The organism is Acidobacteriota bacterium (genome assembly GCA_039028635.1).
Classification (GTDB): domain Bacteria; phylum Acidobacteriota; class Thermoanaerobaculia; order Multivoradales; family JBCCEF01; genus JBCCEF01.
Genome location: JBCCHV010000015.1, coordinates 70,472 through 82,357 on the forward strand (window position 1 = coordinate 70,472; position 11,886 = coordinate 82,357).

Annotated in this window: 8 protein-coding genes; 3 read left to right on the top strand and 5 right to left on the bottom strand. The window is 66.6% G+C overall.

Annotated elements, in window-relative coordinates:
• Window positions 1-100: 100 nt before the first annotated feature.
• Window positions 101-2,956: a penicillin acylase family protein gene (locus tag AAF604_08725; protein MEM7049730.1), complete on the bottom strand. Its 2,856-nt coding sequence runs from the start codon at window positions 2,954-2,956 to the stop codon at window positions 101-103.
• A gap of 119 nt (window positions 2,957-3,075) precedes the next feature.
• On the opposite strand from AAF604_08725, the gene AAF604_08730 reads away from it, so the two are divergent.
• From AAF604_08730 to AAF604_08740, 3 genes are all read left to right on the top strand, one after another.
• Window positions 3,076-3,987: a zinc ribbon domain-containing protein gene (locus AAF604_08730; GenBank protein MEM7049731.1), complete on the top strand. Its 912-nt coding sequence runs from the start codon at window positions 3,076-3,078 to the stop codon at window positions 3,985-3,987.
• A 51-nt stretch (window positions 3,988-4,038) separates the two neighbouring features.
• Window positions 4,039-5,373, top strand: a complete 1,335-nt coding sequence (locus tag AAF604_08735) for a 3-deoxy-7-phosphoheptulonate synthase class II (GenBank protein MEM7049732.1) — start codon at window positions 4,039-4,041, stop codon at window positions 5,371-5,373.
• 533 nt (window positions 5,374-5,906) lie between these two features.
• Window positions 5,907-8,555 (top strand): CHAT domain-containing protein, encoded by a 2,649-nt coding sequence (locus AAF604_08740; GenBank protein MEM7049733.1) that lies wholly within the window; start codon window positions 5,907-5,909, stop codon window positions 8,553-8,555.
• A 7-nt stretch (window positions 8,556-8,562) separates the two neighbouring features.
• Here AAF604_08740 and AAF604_08745 read toward each other — a convergent pair whose 3' ends face one another.
• The 4 genes from AAF604_08745 to AAF604_08760 all read right to left on the bottom strand — a co-directional run bounded on the left by AAF604_08745 (window position 8,563) and on the right by AAF604_08760 (window position 11,879).
• Window positions 8,563-9,228 carry a hypothetical protein gene (locus tag AAF604_08745; GenBank protein MEM7049734.1) on the bottom strand — a complete coding sequence of 222 codons (666 nt, stop codon included), beginning with the start codon at window positions 9,226-9,228 and terminating at the stop codon, window positions 8,563-8,565.
• Complete coding sequence (locus AAF604_08750; GenBank protein ID MEM7049735.1) at window positions 9,225-9,785, bottom strand: RNA polymerase sigma factor; 561 nt, start codon at window positions 9,783-9,785, stop codon at window positions 9,225-9,227. Before AAF604_08750 ends, AAF604_08745 begins: the two co-directional genes overlap by 4 nt.
• Before the next feature lie 101 nt (window positions 9,786-9,886).
• Window positions 9,887-10,786 carry a hypothetical protein gene (locus AAF604_08755; protein ID MEM7049736.1) on the bottom strand — a complete coding sequence of 300 codons (900 nt, stop codon included), beginning with the start codon at window positions 10,784-10,786 and terminating at the stop codon, window positions 9,887-9,889.
• Between the two features lie 280 nt (window positions 10,787-11,066).
• The gene (locus AAF604_08760; GenBank protein MEM7049737.1) at window positions 11,067-11,879 is read right to left on the bottom strand and encodes a Sir2 family NAD-dependent protein deacetylase; all 813 of its coding nucleotides are present in this window, start codon (window positions 11,877-11,879) and stop codon (window positions 11,067-11,069) included.
• Between the last annotated feature and the right edge of the window lie 7 nt (window positions 11,880-11,886).

Consider the following 11,886-nt stretch of genomic DNA (forward strand, 5'->3'; position numbering starts at 1 on the left):
GCCGCCGTACGCGACGTACTGCGAGGAGAGCAGGCGACGGATAACGCAGCAGATTCGGGGACATACGGACTCGCAGCGGAAAGCTGGTGAGAAGGGCGGGCTAGCCCTTGGGCTCGTAGACCGTACGCACCGTCACCAGCGGCTGCAGCTCGTCGTGGCGCTGCAGGATCGGGTAGGTGGCGTTGCGCAGCCAGAGATCGAGGATCGAGCCGAACCAGCGGCTGGTCAGCACGCCGCTAGAGCCGCCGGGCAGGCTGGTCTCGCCGTAGATCTGCCCCGGGGCGCCTCCCAACTCGCCAACATAGCGGCGCACCGGTCCGGCGCCGAACATGAAGTCGTCGACGGAGTCGGCGCGGGCCGAATGGCTCGAGGCGTCGACGACTCCGAAGCCGCCGTCGACGGGAATACCGCGCAGACCCGGCAGCGGATCGGTCATCGGCACCGAGAAGGGACCGCCCAGGGGGTGGTCGAAGACGATCCGATGGAGGTAGCCCCAGCGGTAATCGTCCTGCTGCGTCGAGCCGTGGAAGGCAGTTTCGAAGGCGGGGCCGGCGAGGAGATCGAGGGCGTCCCGCAGGCTGTCGAGGAGCACGATGTCGCGGCGCGTGGCGGCGTCCTCGACGCCGTCGACTGGGAAGAAGTCGATCCCCGAGGCGCCACGACCCTGCTGGGTGGCGAAGACGTCGAGGAGGTGGCGTAGGGCGATCATCGAGCGGCCGCTGCCGGGACCCGGCAGGCCGAGGGTGCCGAGGGCGCTGTCGATGGTGTTGCGCAGTGCTTGGCCCCGCCAGACCGAGTAGATGGTGGCGGCGACGCTGTAAGCGACCTCGTCCGCAGACGGCGCCGCCAGGCCGGCGCGGTCGCCGGCGTCGTAGCCTGCGGCGATGCCCGTCGGGGTGCTGAAGTCCCAATGGGCCAATCGGTTGACGGCTTCGGCCACTCCGGCATTGTCGGCGAGAGCCACGAGGGCGGGATCGGCGCCCTGGCGGTGAGCGTTCTCGTAGGCGGTCAAGATGTAGGGCACCAGCGCCTGGGCGTCGAGCAGCACCGTGTCGCCCTGGATCTCCCGCATGTCGGCGGCGGTCACCCTACCCTGGGAGAGCTTGGCCTTCAGGGCCTGGGTGATGCGGCCGGCGCGTGTGCCCTGGGCGTAGCCGGCGTTGAGGTAATAGATGCCGCCGCCGGAACGGAGCTGGTTGAGGGGGTCGTTGTCGAGGGTGGTGCCGGCGGGATCGTTGTTGGCGTTGACGAAGTAGCCGGACGCCGGGTTGATCAGCTGGGGCATCTCCTCGGCGCTCAGGATCTCGTAGGGAATCGCCTGGCCAGGCTGGGGGTTGGCCACCGGCAACCACTCGTTGCCGCCGCTGCCGTTGCGGATGAAATAGGGCGGCAGGCCTTCGACCCGACTCTGCTGCAGATCCTCGCGGATCGGCATTTCGGCGCTGGTGAAGTAGGCGATGTTGCCGCGGATGTCACCCACGATCCAGTTCTGGGAGCCGACATCGAAGAAGCGCAAGGCGCTCTGGAAATCGGAGACGCTGCGGGCCCGGATCCAGAACCGGAAGGCGTCGATCTCGCGGGTGGCGGAGAAGCCGGTGTACTGGACCGACAGGGCGCTGCCGGCGGCGGTGTCGAGCTCCACGATGGGGCCGTTGTTGCGCCGTGGCACGATCAGCACCGCCGGCGGAATGGTGACCCCACCGACCTCGCTGCCGGGTGTCGCCGGGACGCCGTTGTCGGGCACGCTGTCGCCGATCTGGTTGTAGATGAAGACCTGCGGCAGCGGAATCACCGGCTCGAGGTTGCCCATGTAGACGGTGCTCAGACCGCTCGGCGAGGTGGCGTCCGGAACCAGCGTCTCCTGGAAGGTGTCGGTGACGTCCATCGGGTTGGTGGTCGAGCCCCAGGAGATGAAGCGGTTCTGTCCCTGGACCAGGAAGGGGACGCCGGCGAAGCTGCTGCCCTGGGCGTCGAGGCGGCCGTCGGCGGTGCGCAGGTGGACCGGGTAGAAGGTGGCCGGCGAATCGAGGGCGAGATGGGGGTCGTTGGCGAGCAGCGGCATGCGATTGCGCGTCCGTCCGGCGCTCACCCCCCATTCGTTGGAGCCCTCGATGCGCTCCAGCGGGCGCAGGGCGCTCTCGAGCATGGGGACTCGGCTCGCCCGGTCGAGGAATTTCTGCGCCAGGTCGGCCGTAATGGCGGACATCGGAGGCGCAGCCGCCACCGCCGCCTTCCAGGTGCTTTCGATGGTCGCCGGGGCGATCGCGGCATCGGCCTCCGGCAGCGCGGCGCGGGCGGCGTCGGGCACCGTCGAGGCGGGGTCGAAGGGCGCGCTGCGGAAGAGGTCCTCGAAGTAGAGGGCGGCACCGGCGGCGCCGAGGCCCTGCTGATAGGCCGCCAGGGTGAGGGAGGCTTCGATGTCGAGATCGAAGGACAGGTTGAAGGCGATGGCCTTGGCGATCACCAGGCTGTCGACGGGAGTCCAGGGGGCCGTCTGGGTGAGCTCGAGGGCGCCGTATTCGATGGGCAGGGGATGAGTCGCGAGCCACGTGTTGACGCCGCGGGCGTAGGCCTCCAAGTGGGCCTGGGAAACCGGCGTGAGGACGCCCCAGGAGCGCTCGGCGGCGCGCCGCAAGCCGAGGGTGCGGAGCTGCACGTCGTTGCCCATCGCCGGCGGTCCGAGGATCTCCGCGAGGGTGCCGCTGGCCTGGCGTCGGGTGACGTCCATCTGGAAGAAGCGGTCGGCGGCGTGGATCCAGCCCTGCATGAAGTAGAGGTCCGTTTCACTCTGGGCGGTGATGTGGGGAACGCCCCAGCGGTCGCGCTCGACCCGTGCCTGGCCGGCGAGGCCCTCGATCTCGTCGCGCACCGTCACCGCCGCTTCGGTGGCCGGTCGGAAGTCAAAGGTGAAGGCGACGATGGCGAGTAGCGACAGGGTGGCAAGGCGCTTGAGCAAGACGGATCCTCCGCAGTATGCGCCGCACCGCGTGGGCGGGGCGGCGGATTTCGAACGTGATGTGAATCTTTTTTACGGTCCCCCCGAGGATCTGTCAAGGGATTGGCGGAGGTAGACTGATGACCATGACCGAGTTCAAGCTGGTGGCTGGCTGTGCCGAGTGCGCGCGACAATACGACGTCACCGGGCAATTGCCGGGCAATCGGTTCCATTGCTCCTGCGGAGCGATCGTGACGGTGCCGACGCCGCAGCCCCACGAGTCGGCCGCGATCCACTGCAGCTCGTGCGGCGGGCCGCGCCAGGACGGTGCCGAGAGCTGCGCCTTTTGCGGTGCCGACTTCACCATCCACGAGCTCGACCTGTCGGCCCTCTGTCCGCACTGCATGACTCGCCTCAGCCGGCGCGCCAAGTACTGCCACTCCTGCGCCCATCCGATGACCGCGACGCGGGCCGAGTCGACGCCCACCGAGGTGCCGTGTCCGAGCTGCCCGTCGGAAGAGGACGGGCGCCGCCTGCGCAGTCGTCGGGTCGGCCGCCTGGCGATCCTCGAGTGTGCCCGCTGTGCCGGTATCTGGCTCGAGCGCGATGTCTTCGAGCGCCTCGGACGGCAGGCGCGCGGCGGCCACGTGCCGACCAGTATTTCGGACACTTCCGTCGGCTCTGCCTCCGGGACCGTCACCAGCCCGGTCGATGCGCGCCCGGAGGATGTTCCCATGTACCGGCCCTGCCCGATCTGCGGCAAGCTGATGAACCGGCAGAACTACGGTCGGCGCAGCGGGGTGATCGTCGACCTGTGCAAGGAGCATGGCCTGTGGTTCGATGCCGACGAGCTCGACCGCATTCTGGGCTGGATCAAGGATGGGGGGCTCGACCGCGCCGAGCGCCAGACGGTGGCCGCCGCCCGCGAGGCCCAGCGCCAACGGCCGCCGGTGGCGGCAGTGCCGATGGAGTCCTTCGGCAGGTACCAGAGGCCCCTGCTGGTGGAGGCCATCTCCTGGGCCGTCGATTGGGTGATTGACTTGCGACGGTGAGCGGTTCCGCCGTGCCGGTCGGCGGTGTAGGATGTCGAGCTTCGAAGGGGAATGACGATGCTCGACTGGACTCCCGAATCCTGGCGCTCCAAAGAAGCCCTGCAACAGCCCAATTACCCGGACTCCGCCGCTCTCGAGAAGGCCCTCGCGGAGCTGCGTTCGCTGCCGCCGTTGGTGACCTCCTGGGAGATCGCCTCCCTCAAGGAGCAGCTCGGTGAGGCGGCGCGCGGCGAGCGCTTTCTCCTACAGGGTGGAGACTGTGCCGAAATCTTCGACGACTGCCGGGCGGACTCGATCACCAGCAAGCTCAAGATCCTGCTGCAGATGAGCCTGGTGCTGCTGCACGGCGGCAAGAAGCGGGTGACTCGCGTCGGCCGCTTCGCCGGCCAGTATGCCAAGCCGCGGTCCTCGGATCTCGAGACCATCGATGGCGTCACCCTACCGAGCTACCGCGGCGACCTGGTCAATGGGGCGGCCTTCACCGCCGAGGACCGGATGCCTTCGCCGGATCGCCTGCTGCGCGGCTACGAGCGCTCGGCGCTGACCCTCAACTTCATCCGTGGCCTGATCGAAGGCGGCTTCGCCGACCTCCATCACCCCGAGTACTGGCAGCTCGACTTCGTCGAGCACTCGCCGCGGGCGACCGACTACCAGCGCATGGTGCAGACCATCGGGGAAGCGGTGAGCTTCATGGAGACCTTGGCCGGGCGCACCGTCGGGCAGCTCAAGCGGGTCGACTTCTTCACCAGCCATGAAGGGCTCCATCTGGGCTATGAAGAGGCCCAGACGCGGCGCGTGCCGCGCCGCGAGGGTTGGTACGACCTGTCGACCCATCTGCCGTGGATCGGCATGCGGACGGCGGATCCGGACGGTGCCCACGTCGAGTTCTTCCGCGGCGTGCGCAATCCGATCGCGGTCAAGGTCGGGCCGGCGATGACCCGTGATCGTCTGCTTCGGCTGCTCGACCGGCTGCATCCGCAGGACGAGCCCGGCCGTCTAACCTTGATCCATCGATTCGGCGCCGGCGCCATCGCCGATGGGCTGCCACCCCTGATCGAGGCGGTGCGCGAGAGCGGCAAGACCGTGCTGTGGTGCTGCGATCCGATGCACGGCAACACCGAGAAAACCTCCCGCGGCCGCAAGACGCGGCGCTTCGAGGCCATCCTGGCGGAGCTCGAGACCGCCTTCGACATCCACCAGGCGGCGGGCAGCTACCTCGGTGGGGTGCATATCGAGCTCACCGGCGAAGACGTCACCGAGTGCACCGGTGGCGCCCGCGGTCTCGCTGACGACGACCTCGAGCGCGCCTATCGCTCCTTCGTCGATCCTCGCCTCAACTACGAGCAGGCCCTCGAGATGGCGATGCTGATCGCCGGCCGCATCTAGCCCGTCCTTCTCACCAGCTTTCCGCTGCGAGTCCGTAGGTCCCCGAATCTGCTGCGTTATCCGTCGCTTGCTCTCCTCGCAGTACGTCGAGTACGGCTGCGTCGTGGCAGCGACGGCTGCCTTGCATCTTCAAGAACCTTCGGCCTCTCGCGAGGAAACCTCGTGAGAAGGGCGGGCTAGCCCGACCTTTCTCACCAGCTTTCCGCTGCGCGTCCGTAGGTCCCCGAATCTGCGGCGCTATCCGTCGCTTGCTCTCCTCGCAGTACGCCGAGTACGGCTGCGTCGTGGCAGCGACGGCTGCCTTGCATCTTCAAGAACCTACGGCTTCTTCCACCGTCTGCACTTGCTCGCAGTCGGTCGAGATGCCTCGTGCGTCAGGGGTCGGATTGCCGTGCTAGCATTGAAAAATGCTCAAAAGGTCGAAAATAAGGGTTCTTATTGTTGCCCTTTTCTTCCTTGCTGCGGTGGCGCTCGACGGCGAGACGATGGATTGCCCTGCGCCGCCGCGGTGCGAGAACGAGCCGGCGGCCAGGTTGCGGATCGATCAGCTGATCGACGGGCTTCGGGACAACCCGACGGCGGCGGCCGCGAAAGATCTGACCATCGCCGCCGATCGCTGCCATCGCACTTACACCATCGATCGACTCGAGAGCGTCAGGTCCGAGGGGGCCGACAACGGTTGGATTCCCTACAAGCTGGCGGAGCTTCGCTGGTTCGCGAGTGGCAGGGACGTGGGCGCGCTCTTTCGTGAAGCGGCGGACGCGTTTTCGCGGCAAGGCGCCACCAGCCTCGAGGTCGTTGCCCTGAGTGGAGCGGCGAGATACCACATCGTGATCGGAAAACGTCGCGAGGCGGATCGGGATATCGCGGCGATCGTGGCCCTCCGGGAGCAGGATCTCGACGCCGCGACCAGGCTGAGAACCTATCTGGCCGAAGCCGAGCACTTGAATGCCGGTCAGCTTCTCTCCAAGACCTACTCGCTCCTGTTGGCCGCCGAGTCTCTCTTCAAGGTGGAGGAAGATGCCGAGGCGCTGGAGCCGCTGCGGCCACAGTGGCTCCACCTGATGACCACGACCCTCTACGCTCTTGGCCAGTATGACCAGGCGAGGCTCTACGGCCGAGAGATCGTCTCTCACTACGGCGAGCAGCTCCATGCGGCGCCGACGATTCGCAATCTGCTGGCAGGGATTGAGATCGCCGACCGGGAGTTCTGGTCCTCGGCGACCCGTCAGGAGGCCCTGGGGCACCTCGGAGAGGTCGACATCTGCCATCCGAACCGCAGTGCCGTGCTCGACTCCCTGTGGCTCAAGGGGCAGCTCCTCGGCGAGCGGCAGAGTCTCGAACGCTGCCTCTCGGTGACCGCGCGGGATGGCGGCAGGTATGCCCGGCAGCGGGTGAAGTGCCTTTCCGCCCTGGCAGTTCAGCTCGCCAATGAGAACCCCGATGGTTCCCGGGGGCGAGCCTTGGACCTGATCGGCGAGGCCGAGGAGTTGGTGGCTGGGGCTGACTCCTCGTGGTCGAGGCTGGTGGTCCGGCGGGCTCGCAGCGAGGTCCTTTGGGCCCTCGGGCGCCGCCAGGAGGCGATGGCTGCCGGCATCGATTTGCTCCATGAGGTCGAAGGTCTGCGGGCTTCCCAGGCTGGCTCCGCCGGACGTACGGGGGTCGTCTCGGCCTGGGGCGAGCACTATCAGTGGGTTGCTGGACTGGTGCTCCGTGAGTCTCTCGCGGGCGACAGCGGCGCGCTTCTCGGGCAGGCCTTCGCTCTCGTCGAGACGATGCGCAGCCGGTCTCTCCTCGAAGCGCTCCAGGGCCTCCGTACGGAGGGCTCTCGCGGAACGACTCGACGGCTCGACAAGGTTGCGACTTGGTCTTCTCAACTGAGCCAGATCAATCGCCGAATCGCCCAGCGCGATTATTCGCGACGCTCCTTCGACGAGCTGGCGGCAGATCGGGTCACCGTGGAACGGTTGATCGACCAGGAGGTCTACAGCCAAGGACCGGATCGGGGAGCGGCGGTGGCGTTGCGCCTCGACACGCCCTTGCTGAAGAAGATCGAGGGTGCCCTCGAAAGCGACCAGGCTTACGTTTCCTACCTCTTCGCCAGCGGGGAGACTGTCCTGCGGGGCCTGGGAGCCGGCTGTTGGGCGATCCTGGTCACCCCGCAGGGCAGTCGAGGTCTCGCCCTCGAGGGCTGCGAAGAAGCGAGTCGGCGGATCGATTTCTTGTCGACCTTGAACGTCCTGACGCAGGGCAATGAGCCCGAGCAGTGGGCCGGGCAGCTCGGCATCCTCGTCGAACCGATTCGGAGGGCGGTCCTGGCTCCAGTGTTGGAGCTTCTGCCCCCTGGCATCGGTCACTTGGTGATCAGTCCTCATGGTGCGCTGCACCATCTTCCCTTCAATCTTCTGCTGCTGGCGGAAGAAGATCGACCTCGTTTCGAGGGTCTGCGCTTCTCCTATACGCCGTCAGCCCGGCTCTTCCTCCAGCGGGTGGAGGAGCGGACCCCTCTTCCCCCGGCTTCGGTTCTCGCCTTGGTGGATCCCGAGCCGCTGGCAGAGGGCGAGTGGTCGCCTTCGGAGGTCGCCATCACGGAGCCTTGCCTCGCTCTCAAACCGCTTCGGTACGGCAGGTCCGAGGGCCGTGAGGTCAAGAGCCTGCTGGGCGTGGGCAGCGTGCTGGCGCGCCGGCAGGCCAGCGAGCAGTCCCTGATGAGCCTGGATCTGGGGCGCTTCTCGATCTTGCACTTCGCCGCCCATGCTCAGGCCGTTCCCGGGAAGCCTCGCCGCTCGGCGGTTTGCCTGGCACCGGGCAGCTTGGATCAAGATGGCTTGCTGCAACCCCACGAGATCGTCCAGTTGCGGCGAGTGCCGCCGCTGGTGGTGCTGGGAGTCTGCGAGGGCGCCAACGGTTCCCTGGTCGAGGGTGAGGGCATCATGAGCCTGGCGCGGGCCTTCTTGCAGGCCGGCGCCCGCAGCGTCATCGCGAGTCATCGCCCGGTCTCCGATCGCAACGCGTCGCGGCTCGTGCTGAGCTTCTACGATCAGCTCGCGAAGGGGGTGTCGGCGGGGGAGGCGCTGCATCGGGCGAGGGTCGAGATGAGGTCGTCCCAAGCCCCGCCCGATGACTGGGCGACCTTCGTCTTGATCGGAGACTCCGACCTACGTTTTTCCTCCGAAAAGTGATCGCACCCTACTCGACGAGCACCGCGGAGAAGGTCTTGCGGACCGGTGTTCCGCGCACCATGACCTCGACCGTCCAGTACAGTCGAGCGCCATCGGGTACCGGTGAAAGTTCCTGCGGCGCGACGCGATAGAAAACCTCGACTTCGTCGGACTGCACCGCGATCGCCTCACCGTTCCAGAGCTCTCCGGCGGAGTCGTTGGAGAGCCAGCGAGCTCGTAGGCCGTAGGTACCGAGGCTGCGATCGCCGCGCCATCGCAGCACTGCCTGGTTGCGCGGCAGCCGCTCGCTGTGCCGCTGGGACTCCTCGAGGAGAGGAGTGCCGCGGCGGGACGCCGACTCTTCATGCCAGGGACGAGGCAGAAGGACGACCATCAGCGCGAGGGCGGCGGCCGCCACCAGAGGAGCGAGTCGCGAACGGTGGCGGTTCGTGGCGGCTGGCCGGTCGCTTGCGTTGGCGCCATTGACGAGATCGTTGGCGACTTCCAGCGCGACCGAGCAAGCCCGGCAGCCGAGGGCATGCTCGACGATGGCACGTCCCCGAGCCGGCGCCAACTCACCGCTGGTGGCTCGCCAGATCTCTTCGCTGCTCGGGCACTCGGGGCCTGGCTCGTTCGCTTGGTGCGTCAGGACCGCCGATCGAAGGCGTTGAATCTCGGCTTCGAAGGAATTCAATCGTGGACTCCTTTCTCGTCGAGGCAGCTTCTGAGGTTGGTGATCCCGCGAAAGATGTGGTTGCGAATCTGGCGCGCGGTGCGTCCCAAGATTCTGGCCGAGTCCTTGGCCGAGAAACCCAAGACCTTGAGAAACACAGCCTGCCGTCGCGCCGAGGCTAGAAGCTTCAGGCAGGACACCACCATGCCGCTGAACCGTTGGTCCGAGAGTCTGCGTTCTTGCCCGGGACTCTGAAGCGGAGGTGCTGCGATCATGTCGAGGCCATGAAACTGAACTCTGCCGGAGCGGCGGCGATCATCGATGAAGACGTGGTAGGCGGTCTTGTACAGAAGGCCGGGGGAGGCTTCGACGAGCCCATCGGGACCGAGCTTCTCGAGGACTCTGGTGAGAGCCTCCTGCACGATGTCCTCCGCCATCTGGCGATGGCGGGAACCGAGCAGGCGATGAACCGTCTGCAATAGGTTTTTGCGCAGCCGTTCGAGCTTCGCCTGGTCCGCGCCACGCTGCGAATTCGGGGCAGGACTTTCTGCGGCCGCTCGGGAGTCGGATGGTTGCATGGCGGTCAAGCTCCGCTCCCGACGTTGGGAGCGTTGGCGTCGAAGGGTTCGTGATTCGACTCGGCTTGGTGGACTCTCATCGAGTGCCGGCTCGCGGGCCATCAGAATCGCAACCTCAGTCCGAGCCGAAAGTCTCCGGAGAGCTCTTCGGCCTTGGCGCGATAGCGCAGCGTTGCATCCGCCGTGGCCGAGACGCGGTAGGTCAGGTCGGCGACGAATCCGGCAGAAATCGCCGGGCTGAATCCCTCGCGGTCGCTCCTTCGATCACTGTTTCCTAAGATCTTTCCATAGCCCAGGGCGCCTTGGAATCGCGGTCTCACCAGACGATGGCGCATCGGCTCCATGGCGAAGACGATTTCTCCGGTGGTCAGCGTCGAGCCCGTCGCGCTGTCGGAACGGAACCCCACGTCGGAAAGCTCGTCGGAAGAGGACTCGGTTTCGGCATCTTGCTGTTGCAACCGCAATGAGATCGAGGCGCGGCCGAGGTTGATGCCGAGCTCGGCGGATAGGTACTCGGCGATAGCAAGGCCGCTCTCGTTGCGAGAGAACTCCACTCCGGCCTCGATGTCGAGAAAGCCGTTCCCGCTCGGGGGAACTGGTGGACCGAGATCGTTGATCACCAACTCGGGGGACGGGCTCGGTGGTCTCGGATCGTCCGGCGGTCGGGGGACGATCTGCAGCTCGAAGGCGCCGAGCCAGGCAGCCTTGCCTTGGCACTGAATCAAGACCCCGAAGCGTTGCCTTTCCTGTTTCGTGTCAGGTGCCGGCACAGGATAGTTGAACGGGCTTGGTCCGACAGTCGAGGAACCCTTGGGGAAGATCAGGACGGCATGGGTGAACTCGAAGCGATCCACCACCCGAGAATCGGCCAATAAAACCTGCGAAAGGCACTCGGCCTCAGCCTCGAGCTCCGCCTGCTGATCCGTCGATCCCTGAAGCGAAACGCGAATCCTGACGTCCTCGTTGGAAGACTCCGCCCGCGGCGGTGGATTCGGCGACATCGCAGTGCCTAGCCTCTGCGTGTCTGACAGAGCAGGTGCTGCCAGTGCGACCTGCCCCCAGAGGAGAATGGCCAGGATCGACCCGAGGCCCCTCCGACAGGGTGGAGAGAGGCCGAAGGTTACCCACCGGTTCGATGACATGCTCCATGCTGACTTCATGACTGCCTCCCTACGATCTGCTTTGAATCGCCATTGAAGAACCAGGAAAGAAACTACTGGTCTGACGAATGGCGAGCAGAAAGTACTCACCCCCCAGCTGGCCGGTGGGGGAACGGCGAGGTCAGTCGATCCGTGAGGAGGCGAGCTCGACCGCCACGGCCGGCAGGAGCTCTTCCGCCTTGGCGGCGAGGGGGCGGACGCCGCGTGGCACGCGCTCGGCGGCGGGATCGAGGGAGTAGGCGGGAACTCCCCGCCGGGCCGCCGCCTGCAGGAACATCTCGGTGACGCCGACCGCCATCGAGGTGCCAATGAAGATCAAGAGCTCGGCGCGCTCGGCGGCATCGGCCACTTCCCGGTAGCGATAGTCGCGGTGGGCGGTGTAGTACTCGTCGAAGAACAAGACGTGGGCACGCAGCAGGGAACCGCACTCAGGGCAAGTGGGCAGGTTGTCGCGCCGCGGCTCGGCGAGGAAGGGCGCGAAGTCTTTCTCGTGTCGCGGCAGGGAGCCGATGGGCTCGCCAAGGGAGCAGCCGGCGCGCGAGCAGCGCACCCGGTCGGCGCTGCCGTGGACTTTGATCAGGGCCTGAGAACCGGCGCGCTCGTGCAGAGTGTCGATGTTCTGGGTCACCAGATCGAATCGACCCTCGGCCCAGCCCTCGAGGGCGACCAGGGCGTGGTGAGCGGGATTGGGCTCAGCGGCGAGGGCGCGGCGGAAGCGCTCCAGGTACCAGCGCCACTGTGCCACCGGATCCCTTTCGAAAAACCCGAAAGTCGCCATCTCGATGTCGTATTGATTCCACACCGCATCGGGGTCGCTGCCGCGGAAGGTGGAAATGCCGCTGGCGGCGCTGATGCCGGCGCCGGTGACGATCACGATGGGCCGGCCGCGGGCTCGGCGCAGGGCGTCGGTGAGCTCCCGAATCGCTGGGTCCATGGCAGCA